Below are 18784 nucleotides of genomic sequence, written 5' to 3' on the forward strand. Positions count from 1 at the left end.
GGTCACCGGTCGCCGCCGGATGCCCGTCACCGCCGGGTGGATCCCGCCGGGTGTTCCGGGAGTGTGCCGCGCGGGCGGGCCGCTCCTATGGTGGAAGAACCCCCGTACGGGCAGGTGGATCGTGAACGGACCCGTCATCGACTACCAGGACGTCTTCCGCGCTCTGCCGGGCGCGGTCGCGCTGCTGACCCGCGACCTGGTGTACGCGGATGCCAACGAGGCGTTCCTGGCCGTGTCCGGACGCACCCGGGAGCAGCTCATCGGCCGCTATCTGTTCGACGTCTTCCCCGACAATCCGAACGATCCCTCGGCGAACGGCGTGCGCAACCTGCACGCCTCGCTGGAGCGCGTGATGGCCACCGGCGAGCGCGACACCATGGCGCTGCAGCGCTACGACGTCGAGGACCCCGAGTGCCCCGGTGTGTGGCACGAGCGGTACTGGAGCCCGGTGAACGCCCCCGTGCTCGCCCCGGACGGCACGGTGGCGCTGCTGCTGCACCGGGTCGAGGAGGTCACGGACTTCATGACGGCCCGCGGCTCCGGCGACGGCGGCCGCGGCCGGGTCCTGGAGGCCGAGCTGTACACCCGTGCCCGGGAGCTGCAGGAGATCAACGAACGCCTGCGTGACGCCCACGCCCGCGAACGCGAGGTCGCGCTGCATCTTCAGGAGGCGATGCTCCCCGCGCCGCGCCCGCTCGGCCACCACCGTGCGGCCGTGCGGTACCGGCCGGCCGCCGGGGCGCTGAACGTCTGCGGCGACTGGTACGACCTCGCCGACCTGCCCGGCACGGACCACACGGCCGTCGCCCTGGCGGTCGGCGACGTCGTCGGCCACGGGCTGCGGGCCGCCGGTGTCATGGGGCAGCTGCGCAGCGCCCTGTCGGCCGCCTCCCGGGTCGCCGACGGGCCCGCCGCGGCCCTGGACGTCCTGGGCCTGTACGCCCGCTTCGTGGACGGTGCGGAGAGCGCCACCGCGGTGTCGGTGTTCGTCGACTGGACCAACCACACCCTCGCCTACAGCAGCGCGGGCCACCCGCCGCCGGCCCTGTGCGGGCCCGACGGCACCGTGGTGCTGCTCGACCGGGCCACCGATCCGCCGCTCGGCGCCCGCCCGGAGCACGTGCCCCGCCCGCAGGCCCGGACCGGCTTCACCGAGGGCTCGGTGCTCGTCCTCTACACCGACGGGCTGGTCGAACGGCGACGCGAGGACATCGACACCGGCCTCGACCGGCTCGCCCGCTCCCTCGCCCGCCACCGCCGTGCCGACCCCGAGACCCTCGCCGACGCGCTCCTGACCGACCTGGTCCCGCCGACCGGCCTGACCGACGACACCGCGCTGATCGTCCTGCGTCTGTGACGGCCGGAGCCCGCGGCCCGAGGGGCCGTGCGACGCCGGAAGGGGGAGGCCGTGACGGGCCTCCCCCTCCCCCGAGCGTCACATCACACGGTCACCGGGTGAGATTGCCGGTGAACTCGTTGGCCGGGTCGTCGCAGTGGACGACCTTGTTCGGCCGGTTGCCCGGCCCGTCGCCGATGATCGGCGCCGGGGCGTCGACCGACCACGGGTTGCCGCCGCTGCCGCGGGTGGCGGCCGAGCAGGTGCTGTAGGCGTTGCCGTTGGGGGCGGTGGCGGGGAAGTTGGAGAAGTTCCGCCAGTCCCCGCCGTTGATCCGCTGGTTCGACGGGCGGCCGAGGTTGTCGGTCAGCCGGTCATCGATGTACAGGTACAGGTCGGGCATGTAGGACTGGAAGACGATGCCGTTGGTCGGGGTGGCGTCGCCGTTGCGCTGGTAGTGCGTCGGCTTCACGGACCCGTCGGCGCAGAAGGCCGCGGCGATGTCCTGCCAGATCGGGGGCGCGTTGCCGATCACGGAGCCGCCCATGTTGTTCCAGGAGCCGGTGTTCTTGAAGAACATCGAGTAGACGTCGCCGGCGAACCGCTTCACCGCGTGGTTGGTCTGCAGGCTCGCGTTGACCTTGTCCACCCACGCCTTGACGTTGTCGTTGATCGACTTGTGGCCGATCATGGCGCGGTAGCCGTGCACTCCGCCGCCGACGGCGCGGAAGTCGACGCACTGCTTGGCGTCGTCGATGCGTGCCCCGCGGAAGTGCGGGAAGTACGCCTGGCCCGGGGTGTCCCCGTCCGTGTAGGGGTGGGAGGTCCGGACGTTGCCGTACTCCAGCGCGTCCTGCGTGGTGTAGTCGATGTCCGGTGCCGGAATCCCGTAGTCGGCCTCGATCGTCTTCATGATCCCGGTGACGAAGTGGGGCAGGTGGGCGTTGCCGACCCGGGCCCGGTAGTTCGACCCGGCGCTGCCGTCGACGATCTTCCCGTCCTCACCGACCACGAAGGTCACGTTCACATCGGACCTGATCTTGTAGCTGTTCGGGTCGCTGTACGCCTGGGAGGCGGGCTTGGACACGTCGGGGCGCAGGTTGGACATGGCCATCCAGACCGGGATCGACATCGCGGGGGCGGAGCCGTCCGCGCGCGGGGCCGAGCCGCCGGCCCTGATGTCCTTGGCCCACCGGTCGGCCGCGTCCCAGGTCTGCTGCCCCGTGCACTCGCCGACGGCCTGCGCCGTCGGGCAGCGCGCCTCGGAGGACAGACCGCGGGCGTCGGCCCCGTCCGGGTTGTTCCACAGCGGCCCCTGGTCGGCCAGGCCCAGCCCCCAGTCGTAGAGGGACTTCATGGACCGCACGGGCGTGTTGAGCTCCGTCACCGCCCAGTTGGAGTTCAGCTCCTGGTTCGGGTCGAAGATCGCGGCCGCGGTCAGGGAGCGCTGGACGAAGGTGCCCCGGATCGGCTTGAAGGCCACGGAGTTCCAGGCGATGTCGCGGTCGGCGGTGCCGGCCTTCGAGTAGTTCGACAGGGTCACCTTCGGCGTGGAGGTGAACCTGTACGCGCCCAGCGAGACCCACTGGCCGTTGTTGGCGTCCTGGTCGACGTACCGCTCGTACGGGCCGCCGACGGCGCCGTCGATGACGTACTTCGCGTCCTTGGTCTGCGCTCCGGTGTCGGGGATGTAGGCGTAGACGGCGGCGAGGTCGTACGACTTGCCCGCCGTCCACTCGCCCACGATCGTCATCCGGTTGCCGTCGCCGCCGTAGTGGTCCTCGTCCCGGGTGTGGGTGTACCAGAAGTGGCCGCCGTGACCGCCGCCGATCGAGTGCAGATCGGCCTTGGCCTCGTAGTGCTGGTCCCAGTCGGCGTGGAAGGTGAACTGGAACGCGCCCGTCGACGCCGCCGCCCCGCAGGCCGACCACGTCGGTGTTCCGGAGGGGATCGAGGTGACGACGTCGGAGCCCGCCGGGGCGCCGGCGCACACCGGAGTGCCGTTCTTCAGCCGGTAGCCGCGGCCGGGCTCGGCCCGCAGGGTCTGGTACTTGATGTTCTCGTGCCCGCAGGTCTGCGCGCAGTCGGACTTCCAGGTCGCGTTCTCCTGGTTCCACCAGAACTGGCGGTAGCAGGCCTCGTCCGGGCAGTCCACCGGGCTGGAGGGGTTGCAGTTGTTCTTCGTGTTGCAGAAGGTGCTGATCGGCGGGCTGACCCGGGAGCGGTCGGCGACGGTGGTCCACCAGGCGGGGTTGAAGCCGGCGGAGTTGAACCCCGACTCGCCCTTCCAGTCCTGGCGTCCGTCCGTGCCGTAGGAGAAGCCGGTGTCGATGGACCAGGCGGACCAGCCCATCACCTTCATCTGGTACGGCCAGTACTGCGGGGTCGCCGCGTCCCGGATGTTGTTCGTGTTGAGGCTCACATCCATGAACGGGTGGTCCCAGGCACCCTTCTTGTACATGGGGTTGGCGGGGTTGTTGTACCAGCCCAGGCCCCAGGCACCGCCGTTCTGGCCGGCCGCCGACTTCGGGTTGAAGCCGAGGTTGTAGTTCCAGGCCGCCGTGAACCAGTTCTCCACCCGGGACGGGTCGTCGTTGTTGACCGTGATCTTCTGCCCGTCGGCGTGCACCTCGTTCCACTTGTCGGAGAGGATCTTCATGGAGGCGGCGATGTTGGTGGCGTAGTCGACGGCGATCGCCTTCTGCAGCGCCGGGTCGAGGCTCGTCTCGCCGGTCTTCTCGTGGCCCTTCAGCCGCATGCCGTCGGTGACCTGGCCGACGCCGTAACCGCAGTCGGACTTGTCCCAGTTGATGCGCCAGTAGCCGAGCAGGGTGTCCTTCGTGCTGTGGCCGTAGTAGCCGTCCACGGCCGCCAGCGGGCTGCCCATCTGGCCGGGCACAGCGCCGGACTCGGCCTGCCACAGGTTGGACTCCTGCGCCAGGATGCCGAGCAGCACATTGGCGGGGATCCGTCCGCCGCCCTTCAGCTCCGGGCGGGGGAACATCCCCTGCGGGTCGATCGTGAGCAGCCCGGCCTGGCCGCGGTAGTCGCCCTGGCGGAGCCAGTTGCTGCGCAGCTCGCCGCGGACGGCCATGTCCACCGCCCACTCGACCTGGTTGGCCGTCGGCTGCAGCGCCTGCACGCTCATGTCGTTGCGGGAGACGGAGCACCAGCGGTCGGTGTCACGGGGGTCGTGGGAGTCGGGCGCGGCCGCGGCCGCACGGGCCGTGGTCCGCGGCTCGGTGTCGCCGGTCAGGGCGGGGGACGGATCGTCGGCGGGGCTCGGCTGTGCCGGGGCGACCGGCTGCCGGACCTCCTTGCCCGTCGCCGTGACGGTCGAGGTGACCGTCGTGGTGCCCGTTGTCGCGGTGCCCGTCGTCGTGGTGCCGTCGGCCGGCGTCCCGGGGGCCGTTCCGACGGGGGCGTTCGCGCCCGAGTCGGGCCCGGCAGCCCCGTCGGAGCCCTTCCCGGCAGCCTTGATCCGGGCCAGTCCGGCGCGGACGCCGGGGGTGAGGACGGGGGCGACGGCGAGGTGCCCCTGGGAGGAGACGTCGGTGCCGGCCGGCGCGTCGAGCCGGGTGACTCCGCTCCCCTCCACCTTGACGTCCCGGGGACGGCCGGTGAGGAAGACCCGGCCCTGCGCGCCGGAGACCAGCTCCAGTTCGCCGGGGTTCCCGGTGGCGACCGTGACCGGCTCACCGCCGCCGGCGCCGTACACCTTCGCCTGCGCCTGCGCCGTCCCGGTGTCCTTGCGGTCCACGAAGCCGACGCGATCGTCCGCCATGGGGCGGATGTCGAAGGGGATGCTGTCGCCCCCGGCGAGCCGGCTGATCGTGCCCTTGCCGTCGATCCGGACGAGATCGCGGCCCAGACCGGCGACCACGCCGTCCTTCACCGGTACCGCCGACGACACCTGCCCCCGCAGCTCCCCCGTCTTCGTGACCGTGGTGCCGGCCGTGTCGACGGTGACCACCTGGGTCTTCACCTGCGCCGCGTCGTTCATGTCGCGGTACTGGGTGAAGGCGGCCGTGTGCGTGGTGGTGTTGCAGGCCGGGTCGAAGTAGGCGAGCGTGGCGGTGAACGGAAGCTTCGTCACCTCGCCCGTCCTGGTGTTCACGATCGCCGTGAACGCGCCGCCCTGCATCAGGTCGGGCTTGTTGGTGAACGCGCGCGGGGCGTAGACGGCGGCCACGTGCGAGTCGTCCATGACGCACTGGTTGCCGATCCAGGAGTCGGCCGGTATTCCGGGCTCCGCCAGCGCGGCGACCGTCTTCCACTCGTACGCCGCCGCTTCGTCGGCGACGAGGATCTTGAAGGCCTCGGCGTCGGCCGCACCGGTCACCGCACGGTCCTCGGAGGCCTTCCAGTCCTTCCCGAGCGTCTGGTCAGGACTGTCCACACGTAAGGAAGCCGCGGGTGGCGGCACGGCCCCGGCGGAGGGGGCCGGTGCGGCGGCCGCGGGAGGGGCCTGGAGCAGGCCCGCGGTCAGGGCCGCGCAGGCAGCCACCGCGGCTGCCGGCATGCATGCCCGTCGAAGGGATCGCAATCGCAAGAGAGAACTCCCCCGAGTCTCGTCGTTCAGTGGGCCGCGCCCGAGCGGGCACGGCCCGGGTCCACCCGCCCCGGCGGGGCCTGGAGTTGCCCGGGTGGGGCGGGTGTCCGCTCAGCCGGTCCGCACATCCGGTGCGGCCGGCAGGTCTCCGATGAACGGACCGTCGGGCCGGCGGCCGGACCGGGTCCCGTCCACCGGGGCGGCGCCGGTCAGTACCGCATCTGCCAGTGCTGCTCCGGCGGGAAGTCCGAGGCACAGGTCCACAGCGTCAGGTAGGTGCCGTTGCCGGACGAACCGCCCTTGTTGGTCAGGCACTTGTCGGAGAACTTGGCGTGCATGAACCAGTCGGAGGACCAGAACTGCTGGCTGCGGTTGTTGCCGCCCTCCTCGCACGGCCACAGGGTGAGCACCGCACCGTTGACGTCGTAACCGTCGCCCTGCGGGGTCAGACACTTCCCGCTCGCCTTGTGGACGATCTGGTAACCGTCGTGGTCCCACTTCTGGAGTTCGTCACCGGTGCAGTTCCACAGGGTGATGATGGTCCCGTTCGCCGTGCTGTTGCCCTTGGGCGTGGCGCACTTCGCGGGGTACCAGGTGCCGGGGCCGACCGGGGTGTAGAGCTCTCCCCAGAAGGGGCCGCCCGCAGCCGAGGCCTGCGGGGCCGCGGCCGCGTGGAAGCCGGCCGCCAGGAGAGCCGTCGCCAGGAACACTATTGGCTTGCGCATGACATGCCTTTCATCAGGAACTTCCGTCTTCTGCAACAGAGATCCGAATCTAGCCGCGCCCGGCCGGACGGACTGTGCGAGGCGTGCAGCGTTTCTGTACCGTCCGCGCAGCTCTCCTCGTGCCCGGGAACGGACTTGATGCCGTGTCACTCGGAAGGGCGGACCCTCCGCGGCCGGCGCCACCGGACGCGGCAGGGTCCGCAGGCGCTCCTACCGGCCCGGCCCCGGGAGCCCCGGACGCTCCATGCCGCTCCATGCCGCTCCCCGGCCGCGTTGCCCCGTTCCGGTGAAGTCCGGCCGTTCCAGGGAGAGTTTGCCCACGTCGCTCCTAGGCTCTGGGCCGGTTTCACCATCCTTCTACCGAACGGGAGAACAGCATGGCCGAACAGGCCGACCTCATCCTCCACGGCGGCGACATCGTCACGCTCGCGGAGCACCGCGACGAGCGGGAACACGGCAACGAGCGGAGGCACGGCGACGAGCGGGGCGAAGCGGTGGCCGTGAAGGACGGCACCGTCGTCTTCGTCGGCCCCGAGCAGGAGGCGCTGGAACGCTGGCGCGGCCCGCACACCGTCGTGCGGGACCTCGGCGGCCGGGCCCTGCTGCCCGGGTTCATCGACGCGCACGGCCACCTCGGAGGCATCGGTCTGCAGGCCGTCATCGCCAACCTGCTCGCCGACCCGGACGGCGATGTCACCGACCTCGCCTCCCTGAAGGACAAGCTGCGCTCCTGGGCCGCGGGCCCGGTGGGTGCGGACTCGGAGTGGATCATCGGCTTCGGCTACGACGACGCGACGCTCACCGAGGGCCGCCACCCCACCCGCGACGACCTCGACGAGGTGTCCACGGAGCGCCCGGTGCTCGCCATCCACCAGTCCTTCCACCTCGGCGCGGTGAACAGCCTCGGCCTGAAGCGGCTCCGTTACTCGGCCGCCACACCCGACCCCGAGGGTGGGGTGATCCGGCGGCGCGAACTCGCCGTCCCGCCCTCGTACGGCGAGCCCGACGGCGTGCTGGAGGAGAAGGCGTTCACCCCGGCCTCGGACCTGGCGCTCGCGGGGCTGCCGGAGCGGGAGCTGCTGATGCTGTTCGCGACGGGCGCGGCCACGGCGGCGAGCTTCGGCTTCACCACCGTCCAGGAGGGCGGGACCACCCTCGCCAACCTCAAGGCGCTCCGGGACACCGCCGCCGCCGTGCCGTTCCCGATCGACGTGGTCGCGTACGTGAAGGCCGACGAGGCGATGTCGTCCGCGCTGGACGACCCGATCGGGGTGAGCGACACGTACAAGAACGGCGTCCGCGCGGCCGGTGTGAAGCTGGTCCTGGACGGCTCGCCGCAGGGCCGCACCGCGTGGCTCAGCAAGCCGTACCTGAAGCCGCCGGCCGGACAGCCCGAGGGCTACTGCGGGTACCCGGCGGTGCCGGACGACGCGGTGGTGGCCAAGCAGGTCGGTACGGCGGTCGAGCGGGGCTGGCAGGTCCTGGCGCACGTCAACGGTGACGCGGCGATCGACCAGTTCGTCAACGCGGTCGCGGCCGCCGGGCCGGGCCGCCGGCCGACCGTGGCGATCCACGCGCAGACCGCCCGCGAGGACCAGATCGACGAGTTCGCCCGGCTGGGGATCCTGCCGTCCTTCTTCTCGATGCACACCTACTACTGGGGCGACTGGTACCGCGGGACCGTCCTCGGCGAGGAGCGGGCGCAGGACATCTCCCCGGCCCGCTGGGCACTCGACCGGGGCCTGCGCTACACCTCGCACCACGATGCCCCGGTGGCGCTGCCGAACTCGATTGCCGTGCTGTCCAGCCAGGTGACCCGCCGCACCCGCAGCGGCCACCTGCTCGGCCCCCACCAGCGGGTCTCCGCGCTGGAGGCGGTTCGCGCGATCACCATCAACGCCGCCCACCAGTACGGCGAGCAGGACCGCAAAGGCAGTATCGAGGTCGGCAAGCTCGCGGACCTGGTCGTCCTGAGTGAGAACCCGCTGACGGCCGACCCCGAGCGGATCCGCGACATCGAGGTGATCGAGACCATCAAGGCCGGCACCACCGTCCACCCGCCCGCACCCGCCGGCCGGACCGGCGCAGCCCCGTCGACCGCACCCACCCCGCACTGGGGCTGCTCCTGCTGAACCGGCGCGGCCCTGTGCCACCACGCCCGGCGGCCCCGGCTGCCGGGCGTCGCCGATCAGTCAGGAGGTCAGCGGCTCAGGAGGCCAGCGGCCCGATCTCCCCCGCGAAGACGATGACCTGGTCGATGAGGTTCCGCCGCAGGTGGACGACGTCCGTACCCGCCAGGCGGGGGCCTCCGTCCGGCGTCGTGAAGACCCACCGGTACCGGGCCCACTCGTCCGGCATGTCCACCGCCGAGCAGCGCGTCATCGTGCCGGCCCCCGCGGGGTGGCGCCGGAGGTCCAGCACGAACCGCTCGACCGCCTCGATCCCCTCACTGCGGCCCAACGGCCCCCAGAAGACCACGTCCGAGGTCAGGGCCCGGGAGAGCAGCGCGGTCACATAGCTGTCGTCCGAGGCGTTGAACGCGGAGATGAACGTGTCGATGGCGGATTGCGCGGTCTCTTCCTGCATGCACCAGTAATACCAGCACGGTGAAGCGTCCGTCCCGGTCGCGGCGCTAGCCGGCGGCGGCCTCGCCGGGAAGGGACTCCCCCGTGCTCAGGTGCTCCCGGAGCCACTGTTCGGTGCTGCTGACGTGGAGCAGCGCGGCCGCCTGGCTGAGGGGGGCGTCGCGGGCGGACAGGGCGTTGAAGATCGCCTCGTGCTCGGCGAGGGTCCGGCCGGCGGCGCGGGCGTCGGTGAGGCCGCGCCGGACGCGGGCGCGCAGGGTGCGGCCGGAGATGCCTTCCAGCAGGGTGAGGAGGGTGACGACGGCCGTGCGGAGCCCGAAGCAGCGGCGCAGGCCGCGGACGACGTTGTACTCGCCGCCGCCCTCCCAGGTCTGGAACGAGCGGGCGGTGCGGATCCGCCCCTCGCCCGGGTCGAGGCGCAGCATCACCTCGCCGAGGGCGACGACCTCGGGGGCGTTCGTTCCGTGCTCCGCTCCGGGGCCGCTCATCGGCCGAGCCAGCCGCCGTCGACGGGCAGAACGGTGCCGTGGACGTAGGCGGCGGCGTCCGAGGCCAGGAACACGACGGCGCCCGCGAGGTCGTCGGCGCTGCCCCAGCGGCCGGCGGGGATGCGCTCCAGGACAGCCCTGCTGCGCACCGGGTCGTCCTGGAGCGCCCGGGTGTTGTCGGTGGCGATGTAGCCGGGCGCGACGGCGTTGACGTTGACGCCGCGCGGGGCCCATTCGTTGGCCAGCGCCTTGGTCAGGCCGGCGATGCCGTGCTTGGCGGCGGTGTAGCCGGGGACGGTGATGCCGCCCTGGAAGCTGAGCATCGACGCCGTGAAGACGGTCCTCCCCCGACCTCGTGCCGCCATCCCCGCACCCACGACCCGGGTCAGCACGAACCGGGCGCTCAGGTTGACCTGGAGCACCAGGTCCCAGTCCTCGTCGGTGTGCTCGGCGGCGGGGGCACGGCGGATCGTGCCCGCGTTGTTGACCAGGATGTCCACGGGCCGTTCGCGGCCGGCGAGGTCGGTGCCCAGGGCGCGGACGGCTTCGGGGTCGGCGAAGTCGGCGCGGATCGCCTCGAAGGTGCGGCCGGCGGCGGTCACGTCCTGTTCCACCGCGCTGCCGGACTTCTCCAGCGAGGCGCTGACGCCGATGTCGTCCGCCCCGGCTTCGGCGAGCGCGCGCCGCGGCCCGGCCGATGCCGGCGGGCTCCGGTGACGACGGCAAGCCTGCCGGTGAGGTCGAGCTCCTCGATCCAGTACGGCCGGTAGGGGGCGAGGGCTCCCATCCAGTCGATGGCGTCCTGGACGTCCCAGCGCTGGTTGGCGTCCACCGCGATGCGGATGTGGTCGCCGACCGCCTCCCGGGCGGTGCGCAGGCGCCGTACGTCGTCCTCCAGCGAGGCTCCGACCTTGAGCTTGATCTGGGTGAAGCCGTCGGCGACGGCCTCGCGGGCGAGGCGGGCGAGCTTCTCGTCGGAGTAGCCGAGCCAGCCCGGTGTGGTGGTGCAGGCGGGGTAGCCCCGGTCGAGCAGCCGGCCGATGCGCTCCTCGCGGCCGGGTTCGGCGCGGCGCAGGATCCCCAGGGCCTCGTCCGGAGTGAGCGCGTCGCTGAGCACGTCGGGCTGGAGCCACCCGGACCACGGGAGCCGACAGCGCCACGTGCGCACCCACTGGTCATCTGCGTCCAGGACGCCTCCTGGGCGTCGGCTGTCGAAGCGGTGCGCTTCAATCACTCTCGGGCCGCTCGGGCCCCTCGGCCGGTTCGGCCTGTTCGGTCTCCCAGCGCAGCAGGTCGCCCGGCTGGCAGTCGAGCACCTCGCAGAGCGCGGCGAGCGTGGAGAAGCGCACCGCCTTGGCACGGCCGTTCTTGAGCACCGCCAGGTTGGCGGGTGTGATCCCTATGCGGTCCGCGAGTTCACCCACGGACATCTTCCGCCGGGCCAGCATCACGTCGATGTCGACCGCGATCGGCATCAGATCACCTCGTTCAACTCGGCCTGCATCCGGGCGGCTTCGACGTCGCGGTCGACGGCCTGGGCGAGCAGCATCCGCAGCACCAGCACGATGAGCGCGACACCCAGGATCGCCACGCCGATCCCGCCCATGATGAGGGTGACACCGGGATCGTCCCGCTGGCCCGGCGCGTTCAGGGCGGTGACCGAGAACCACACCAGAGCGGCCGCGACGATCGCGCCGATGATGCCGTCCACGTAGCGGAAGGCGGCGTGGGAGAACACCGTGCCGCGCCGCACCATCGCCACCAGTCGCCAGACACAGACCAGGGCGACCTGCGCGGCTCCGATGCCCAGGATCGTCACCACGCGCAGCGCGGTCAGCGGGAGCGTCCCGTCCTCCGGGTCGTTCCCGCTCACCAGGGCCCACACCATCATGGCCTGTACGAACACGGTGCCGGTCAGCACCACTACGAGCACGGCGCGCAACGCGCGCACTGTCAGCTTGCCCATGATCCACCCATCCATCGAGTTGCGATGGGAATCTATCGAATTTCGATAGGCCGGGCAAGGGGCGGGGCCGACGCCGGCAACGATCGCGCCGACGGTGCCGGTGGTGGAGGACGGTCCCGCCTTCCGTACCCGGCCCCGCCGTCGACCGGTGAGCTGTCAGTTCCCGGTGAGGTGCTGCTGGACGCACTGCCGGTACTCCTGCAAGGAGTCGGGCTGGTAGCAGTCCTGCGTCCTGTCGGCGTACCAGACGAGGAGGACGGCGGCCAGGACGGACACCACGATCGCGAGGGCCGAGGTCACCACCCCGGCGACGGCCCTGCCCCGGCCGGCCCCGGTCCGCCCGGCTGTGACCAGGCCCGCGATGCCCAGGGCCAGGCCGACGACCCCGATCAGTCCGCCGACGAAGAGGATCGACGTGCTCAGAGCGATCACGCCCAGCACCACGGCGGCGCCGGCCGGACCGTTCCTCCGGGGCCGGTCGGCCGCCCCTGCGAATGCGGTGTGCCGGATCGGCGTCTCGGTGCCTCGGGTGTTCATCAGGTGTCCTCCGGTCAAGTGCTCGGAACGCGATCATGGCGTCCGGGGGCACCACCGCACATCGCGGGAAGGCGGGAGGCGACGCTCCCCCGATCGGGGGAGGTCACCGGATCGGGCCGCGCCCATACTGGGACGATCATGCTCAAGGGACTTCGGCCGCTGCTGCGCGGCTCCACTTATTCGGGAATGCTGTTCGCCTACTGCGGGGCGCTGGCGAGCCTTCCGCTGCTGCCTCTCGCGCTGCCGCCCATGCTGGTGCGGCCGTCCGCCCCCTACGGGGTGCGGGCCGCCCTGGTCCTCCTGGCCTGGGCGGCACTGACCGCCGCGGTGGGGCTGCTTCCCGTCACCCGGCGGGCGCTGATCGCGTTCGCCCGCCCCCTGCTGAGGGTGCCGCTTCCCGCCCCCACGGCCGCCCGGCGGACCGCGGGCTCCCGCGGCACCGACCGTTGGCGGACCTCGCTCTGGCTGCTGCTGCACGTGGCACTGGGGTGGGCGGGATCCCTGACGACCGGGGTGCTGGTCCTCCTGGGTCTGACCCTGCCGGGCAACTGGCTCGGCGCCGAGGCGGCCCTGAGCCTGTCCGGCCGATCGGTGCGGCTGGACGGCGGCTGGCAGAGCTGGGTGGTGGCACTCGCCTGCCTCCTGCTGGCGGCCGCCGTGTGCGCCGTGGTGACGGGCGCCCTGCGGTGGCTGGCGCCCCGGCTGCTGGGCCCTTCGCCGGCCGAGCGGCTCGCGCTGGCGGCCGAGCGGGAGCAGGCGCTGGCCGAACGCAACCGGCTGGCGCACGAGTTGCACGACTCCATCGGGCACACGCTGACCGCGACCACCATCCAGGCCGCCGTGGCGGGCGAGGTGTTCGGCGCCGATCCGGTGGCGGCGAGGGCCGCGCTGCGCAGCATCGAGGAGTCGTCGCGGGCCGCACTGGAGGACCTGGACTACGTCCTGGGCGTGCTGCGCGACCAGCGGGCGGAGACCGCTCCGACCCGGACCCTGGCCGACCTGCCCGAACTGCTCGACCGGCTGCGGCACACGGGCGCGGTGCTGGAGCCGGAGCTCTCGGGCGACCTGGCACAGGTGCGGGGGACGCTCTCCCGGGCGGCGTACCGGATCCTGCAGGAGGGGCTGACGAACGCGCTGCGGCACGGGGCGGGCGGCCCGGTCGAGGTCCGCGCGGCGGTGACGCCGGACGGCCTGGAGCTCAGCGTGGTCAACAGGACCGGGACTGCCACCGGCCCGCGTACCGGCAGCGGCGCCTTCCCGAGCTCGGGGCACGGTCTGCCGGGTCTCGCCGAACGCGTGCGGCTGCTGCACGGTGAGTTCGAGGCCGGCCCGGACGGGCCGCAGCACTGGCGGCTGGCGGTCCGGCTGCCGGTCGGGGTGTCGGCGTGACCGGCCCCGACACGGGCGCGGCCGGCACGGGCGCGGCCGACGCGGGCGGCACCCCGGTCACCGTCCTGATCGCGGACGACGACGCGGTGACCCGCAGTGGTCTGCGCACCCTGCTCTCGCTGCAGTCGGGCATCGCGGTGATCGGGGAGGCCGCCGACGGGGTCGAGGCGGTCGAGGAGGCGCGGCGGCTGCGGCCCGACGTTGTCCTGATGGACGTGCGGATGCCTCGCCGCAACGGGATCGAGGCCACCCGGCAGCTCCTTTCCGGCTCGGTCGGCTCCACAGACCCGGCGGACGCGGACGGGGCGGCCGGTCCGCCGAAGGTCGTGGTGATCACGACCTTCGAGAACGACGACTACGTCACCGCCGCGCTCGGCGCCGGGGCCAGCGGGTTCGTCCTCAAGCGGCTGCCGGTCCGGCAGATCGCCGAGGCGGTCCGCGTGGCGGCGGCAGGGGAGGCGATCCTCTTCCCCGCGGCACTGGGCCGGATGGTCACCGCCCGACCGCTGCGCGGCGCCGAGGCTCTGCCGAAGGCGGCGCTGACGGTCCGGGAGGAGGAGGTGCTGCGGCTGATGGCCACCGGGCTGTCCAACCCGGAGATCGCGCAGTCCCTCGCGGTGAGCCTGGAGACGGCGAAGACCCACGTCGGGAACGTGCTCACCAAGCTCGGCGCGCAGAACCGGACCCACGCGGTGGTGATCGCCTACGAATCGGGCCTGGTGGTGCCCGGGTTCACCGGCTGACGGCCCTGGCCGGCCCGGCCGGGCCCGCGCCGGCCACCACGACCTCCGCTGCTTCTCCCCGTGACATCTCAACCACCGCCTTCCCCGTCCGTGCCGGTCCGGTCCCGGCCCCGGCGCCCCGTCCGGCACGTGTTCCGGTAGGCCTCCGCCAAGGACGCGGCCATGGCGTCGATGCCGAAGCGCTCGCGGACCGTCGCCGACCCGGCCGCCGCCATCGCCGCGAGTTCGGGTGCGGGGGTGAGGACGAGAGAGCGCAGGCCGTCGGCGAGCTTCCCCACCGATCGGGTGTCCAGCAGCCGTCCGTTGACGCCGTCGCGCAGGTAGTGGGCGGCGCCGCCGCGCTGCGGGGCTGCCACCGGAAGGCCGGCCTCCATGGCCTCGAGTACGGCGAGCCCGAACTCCTCCTTCGCGCTGGGACACACGTACACCACGGATCCCGGTCCGCCCCGCGCCAGCACCCTCTCCAACAGTCGCACCTGCCGGTTGGACAGCGCGGACCACAGGGCCGCTCGCCGTCGTGCGACCGGGTCCGCGGCGAGGAGTTCGGCGACGCTGGTGCGGACCGCCGCCTCGACGCCGGTGGGGTCTGTGGGTGAACCTCCCACCAGCAGCAGGGTCGTACGGTGGTGCAGACCGGCCAGCAACCAGGCCCGCACGAGCTGTTCCTGCTGTTTGACGGGGTGGAGCCGTCCCACGCACAGCAGCAAGGGGAGTTCACGGTCGGTGGCGTCCAGGCCGTCGGCGTCGCCACCGCCGCCGAACAGGCGGGCCAGCAGCCTGCGGCCGGTCGCGGCGTCGTCGGGAGCGGGCCGGAACGGCGCGATGCCCTCGGGCTGGAGATGGACCGACCGCTTCTCCAACTGCGGGAAGTGCTCCGAGAGTTCCTGCGCACCGTACCGCCCCGGCATGGCGACCAGCAGGTCGGCGCGGGCCACGAGGCGGTCGGCGACGAAGATCCGGTGCATGTCCAGGCGCAGCGCGCGGCTTTCGTCGCCGGTCTGCTCCGCGGGCAGGCCGGCGTGCCGTTCGTCCATCGTCCGGTGCGGGTCGGGGGTGACCGTGAAGGCGAGTTTGGCGCCGGACCTGCGGGTGGCCTGGGCGACGGCGAGCGAGGCGTCGTCGGCGAACCTGACGTGCGTGATGTCCGGTCGGGCTCCGGGGAGTTCGAAGACGCGGGCCGTCCACCAGGCCAGGGCGGCCCGGTGTGCGGCCGCGTTCTGCGGATCGAGTGCTTCCGGTGGGTCCAGGGGCAGCCGCACCAGCAGGTGCGCCGAACTCAGTCGTGCCACCAGTTCTGCGCGTCGGGTGTCCGCGGGCCGGGCGGTGGTCAGGGTGAGGACCCGTGCGGCGCGGGCGCGGGTCGTCAGGGCTTCGCCCAGTGCGGTCAGGAGCACGCTCATGCCGCCGCTGAGCCCGGCGCCGGGCTCCTCCAGGCGACCCAGCAGCATCGACTGCGCGACCACCGGACATGCCTCGAACGGCTCGCTCAGCGGGTCGCAGGCCGTCCTGAAGAGTTCTCCCGCCGGCGCCCCGGGGTCGGCCCGCTCGTAGCACGCGGAGAGGAGCAGCAGCTCGTAGGCGTCCAGTGCCGTGTCCGGATCCGGCAGCACGAGGTCTCCGCCCGGTACTCCCGACAGGTAGCGCCAGAGCGCGTGCCTCTCGGGCCGCCCGGTGGGCCGCAGTCCGACGGCTTCCCCGGCGGAGAGCGGCCCGAGGCCGTTGGCGTCCGCCACATCCAGCAGGAAGGCGGTTTCGGCGGGGCCGGGAGTCGCGAGCAGCCGCCGGCGGATCTCGGCGGTGGCGCTCGGCCCGCCGTCGGGATCGGCGCTGCGTTCCCATGCCTCGGCGAGAGCGATCCGTTCCCACGGTTCCAGGTCGGCGGACGCGCCCGCGGCGGCCAGCACCCAGGTCGGCATCGCGCGTTCGCACCGGGCCAGCTGCCGAAGCCGCGCCGCGCGGCGGTCCTGGCGCGACAGGAGCGGATCCGGATGGACCCGGGCGCCGCCGTACTCGGCCTGCGCCAGGCGTCCGAGCAGATCACCCGCGGTGACGGCGCCCACGTCCTGGGTCCAGTGGATTCTCCGCCATGCGGCCAGAGCACCGGTGCCCGCGACACCGGTCCGCGGCGCTGCCGCGGCCGGGGCAGGCGTGACGTGGTGTGTCATCGGTCTTCCTCCCGTGCCGTCGAACGTTCACGGACATGTTCGGAGACAGGTGACGAAGTGGATTGGACCTGACGTGTCCGCTCCCGGTGCGGCCGTACCTGCGCGGCGCGGGCGCGGCAGCCCGCATCCGCCTGTGGCTGTCTCCGGGCACCTGGCATCATCGGAAGCCTCACGCGAACCGACCGCCCCGACGGAGAACACCATGGCCAGCGTCGTCGTGATCAGCCCGCCCTTCCAGTCCCACGCCCGGCCGCTCGCCACGCTCGGAGCCGCACTGGCCCGGCACGGCGCCCACGTCGACTTCGCCTGTACCGAGGGGTTCGCCGACCTCGCGACCCGACACGGCCTCCGCTTCGCCGAGCTCGCCGTCACCCGCAACGCCAACCACGGCATCGCCGAAACCACCCGCCAGGGCCGCGCCGAGGCGCAGCGCCTGCGCGAGTTCCTCGACGCCACCCGGCACGGCCCGGCCGAGACCCTGCTCACCCAGGCCCGCCACCGCGCCGACGACATGCTGGCCGACCCCGAACGCGTCCTGCACGACCTCGCCGTCCTCGACGCGCGGCTGCGCCCCGACTGGTACCTCGTCGACCAGCTCTCCTACGCCGCGACCCTGGCCCTGCACTGCCTCGGCCTGCCCTACGCAACGTTCTGCCCCGGCCACCCGAGCTATGTGCCGGTCTCCCCCGGCGCCTACTTCGGCCTGCCCTGCGCGTGGCCCGACAGCCTTCGGCCGTCCCCCGCCGAGCTCGACCGGCTGCGCGCGGCGGTCGCGGCCAACGACACCGCGTTCACCGCCGCCTTCAAGGCGGTCGCCCGCCGCCACGCTCCCGGGAGACCCGCGCCGGACCGGGCGTTCGCGCTGTGCTCACCGCACGCGGTCGTCTTCAACTATCCCCGTCTGCCCTGGCTTCCGCCCGCCCCGAGCGGCCCCGAGGCCCTGTACGCCGGCCACCTGCTGCCGCGCGGCGCCCCCGAGCCGCTGCCGGCGGCCTGGCAGGCGGTGCTCACCCGCCTGACGGCCGGCGGTCGCCCCGTGGCGCTCGTCGCCCTGGGCACGTTCCTGTCCGCCCGCCACGACGTCCTGACGACCGCCGCGGCCGGAATCCTCCGCCACACCCCGGCCTCGGTGATCGTGGCCGCCGGGAGTCGCGTCGCCGACGTCACGGGCCACCCGCTGCTGCGCGACGCGCCGCCCGAACGGCTGCACGTGGCACCGGCCGTCCCGCAGCGGGAACTGCTTCCGCACGCCGCCGTCATGGTCCACCACGGAGGCAACAACTCCTTCACCGAGTGCCTGCACGCCGGCGTGCCCGCACTCGTGCTGCCCTTCTCCAGCGACCAGTTCGCCATCGCCCACGACGCCGAGCGCGCCGCCGTCGGTCATTGCCTCGCCCCGAACACCCTCACTCCGGAATCCGCCGGCTCCGCGGTCGCGGGCCTGCTCGCCGGAGGCGCCGTCGGCCTCGCCGGACTCAGCGAGCGCATTCGCCCCCGCGGCCCCGAGTGGACCGCGGCCGCACTCCTGGCGGAGATGCCCGCCCGCCGCTGAACCGCCCCGTCTCGTCATGCGGTGGAGGAGCGGCATCGGCCGGCACGGCCGAAATGCCGGGGTCTGCATCGGTTCGGCATGTTCGGCGGTTCACTCGACGCGGTCGTGCCGGGCCGTGCCGGCCGTTCCGTTCCTGGAGCCGGTCTCAGCGCGGGCTCCCCACCTGCGCCGGCGTCGATACCTACCTCCCCGACCGACACCGGAAAATCTGTGCCCGCCGGAGTAGACATTGCCGCGCACCACGGTTAGTGTTTCTCTCGTAGACAGCAGTCCAGCGGTACCCGCCAGACATGAACTGGCGGGCAGCAGTACGGAAGTGCGCAGGTCGGCACGGTCGCAGGGTTCTGAAGCCAGGGTTGGTGCAGTAAGGCGACAGGACCGGGGGCCGGGCCGGGCGGCCCGCAGGAATCAGGGGCCGCCGACCAGAGGTACCGGCAGTCCCAGAGGTACCGGCAGTCGCAGTACGCGGTATCCCGGTGAAGGCGCCCAGACTGCGGGCGCGCGCATCGGAGGTCCGGCAGTGGGGTTCCAAGCCGAGCAGGACGAGCACGACGGGCGACGGGGCTGGCTGCCGGAGCCAGGTGGTTGGAAGTACCCGCAGTTCGCAGTAACCGGCCAGTACAGAGGATGAACGGAGGGACAGCGCGCCATCAGGATCGCCCGGCCCGTGAGGAACCAGCCGATCCCCGCACTCCCCCTCCCCCGGGGCCGTGCGGACAGAAGAAACCCGGCCACAGAGCCGGTAG

At 72.7% G+C, this 18784-nt stretch carries 12 protein-coding genes and 4 pseudogenes; 5 read left to right on the plus strand and 11 right to left on the minus strand.

The window, feature by feature from the left end; all coding sequences use genetic code 11:
- Positions 1 to 121 precede the first annotated feature (121 nt).
- Entirely contained in the window at positions 122 to 1357 is a 1236-nt protein-coding gene (locus tag IF01_RS0118465) for a PP2C family protein-serine/threonine phosphatase (protein ID WP_030394535.1), read from the plus strand.
- 91 nt (positions 1358 to 1448) lie between these two features.
- Here IF01_RS0118465 and IF01_RS0118470 read toward each other — a convergent pair whose 3' ends face one another.
- Together IF01_RS0118470 and IF01_RS41940 are read right to left on the minus strand one after the other, a co-directional pair.
- The gene (locus tag IF01_RS0118470; RefSeq protein WP_051755618.1) at positions 1449 to 5678 is read right to left on the minus strand and encodes a golvesin C-terminal-like domain-containing protein; all 4230 of its coding nucleotides are present in this window, start codon (positions 5676 to 5678) and stop codon (positions 1449 to 1451) included.
- Between the two features lie 419 nt (positions 5679 to 6097).
- Positions 6098 to 6613: an RICIN domain-containing protein gene (locus IF01_RS41940; protein WP_078880070.1), complete on the minus strand. Its 516-nt coding sequence runs from the start codon at positions 6611 to 6613 to the stop codon at positions 6098 to 6100.
- 377 nt (positions 6614 to 6990) lie between these two features.
- On the opposite strand from IF01_RS41940, the gene IF01_RS0118480 reads away from it, so the two are divergent.
- On the plus strand, positions 6991 to 8745 hold the full coding sequence (locus IF01_RS0118480) for an amidohydrolase (protein ID WP_051755620.1): 1755 nt from the start codon (positions 6991 to 6993) through the stop codon (positions 8743 to 8745).
- A gap of 76 nt (positions 8746 to 8821) precedes the next feature.
- Here IF01_RS0118480 and IF01_RS0118485 read toward each other — a convergent pair whose 3' ends face one another.
- The 8 genes and pseudogenes from IF01_RS0118485 to IF01_RS0118510 form a co-directional block, all read right to left on the minus strand.
- Positions 8822 to 9199, minus strand: a complete 378-nt coding sequence (locus IF01_RS0118485; protein ID WP_030394539.1) for a nuclear transport factor 2 family protein — start codon at positions 9197 to 9199, stop codon at positions 8822 to 8824.
- 46 nt (positions 9200 to 9245) lie between these two features.
- A pseudogene (locus tag IF01_RS49300) lies at positions 9246 to 9494 on the minus strand (FCD domain-containing protein); the annotation flags it as partial.
- Positions 9485 to 9686, minus strand: a pseudogene (locus IF01_RS49305) (hypothetical protein); the annotation flags it as partial. The pseudogenes IF01_RS49300 and IF01_RS49305, both read right to left, overlap by 10 nt.
- Positions 9683 to 10440, minus strand: a pseudogene (locus IF01_RS41950) (SDR family oxidoreductase). The pseudogenes IF01_RS49305 and IF01_RS41950, both read right to left, overlap by 4 nt.
- Positions 10441 to 10491: 51 nt before the next feature.
- A pseudogene (locus IF01_RS50045) lies at positions 10492 to 10920 on the minus strand (enolase C-terminal domain-like protein); the annotation flags it as partial.
- Positions 10913 to 11161: a helix-turn-helix domain-containing protein gene (locus IF01_RS0118500; RefSeq protein ID WP_030394541.1), complete on the minus strand. Its 249-nt coding sequence runs from the start codon at positions 11159 to 11161 to the stop codon at positions 10913 to 10915. The gene IF01_RS0118500 and the pseudogene IF01_RS50045, both read right to left, overlap by 8 nt.
- Positions 11161 to 11652: a DUF2975 domain-containing protein gene (locus tag IF01_RS0118505; RefSeq protein ID WP_030394542.1), complete on the minus strand. Its 492-nt coding sequence runs from the start codon at positions 11650 to 11652 to the stop codon at positions 11161 to 11163. Before IF01_RS0118505 ends, IF01_RS0118500 begins: the two co-directional genes overlap by 1 nt.
- A 156-nt stretch (positions 11653 to 11808) precedes the next feature.
- Complete coding sequence (locus IF01_RS0118510) at positions 11809 to 12189, minus strand: DUF4190 domain-containing protein (RefSeq protein ID WP_078880071.1); 381 nt, start codon at positions 12187 to 12189, stop codon at positions 11809 to 11811.
- Between the two features lie 138 nt (positions 12190 to 12327).
- On the opposite strand from IF01_RS0118510, the gene IF01_RS0118515 reads away from it, so the two are divergent.
- Both IF01_RS0118515 and IF01_RS0118520 read left to right on the plus strand, forming a co-directional pair.
- Complete coding sequence (locus IF01_RS0118515) at positions 12328 to 13578, plus strand: sensor histidine kinase (RefSeq protein ID WP_030394544.1); 1251 nt, start codon at positions 12328 to 12330, stop codon at positions 13576 to 13578.
- Entirely contained in the window at positions 13575 to 14321 is a 747-nt protein-coding gene (locus tag IF01_RS0118520) for a response regulator transcription factor (RefSeq protein ID WP_030394545.1), read from the plus strand. Before IF01_RS0118515 ends, IF01_RS0118520 begins: the two co-directional genes overlap by 4 nt.
- 68 nt (positions 14322 to 14389) lie before the next feature.
- Here IF01_RS0118520 and IF01_RS0118525 read toward each other — a convergent pair whose 3' ends face one another.
- The gene (locus IF01_RS0118525) at positions 14390 to 16486 is read right to left on the minus strand and encodes a glycosyltransferase (protein ID WP_094745585.1); all 2097 of its coding nucleotides are present in this window, start codon (positions 16484 to 16486) and stop codon (positions 14390 to 14392) included.
- Between the two features lie 202 nt (positions 16487 to 16688).
- Between IF01_RS0118525 and IF01_RS0118530 the strand changes: the two genes are divergently transcribed.
- Positions 16689 to 18038, plus strand: a complete 1350-nt coding sequence (locus IF01_RS0118530; protein ID WP_030394547.1) for a glycosyltransferase — start codon at positions 16689 to 16691, stop codon at positions 18036 to 18038.
- Positions 18039 to 18784: the final 746 nt, after the last annotated feature.

Source organism: Kitasatospora purpeofusca (genome assembly GCF_000718025.1).
In the GTDB taxonomy this organism is placed as follows: domain Bacteria; phylum Actinomycetota; class Actinomycetes; order Streptomycetales; family Streptomycetaceae; genus Kitasatospora; species Kitasatospora purpeofusca.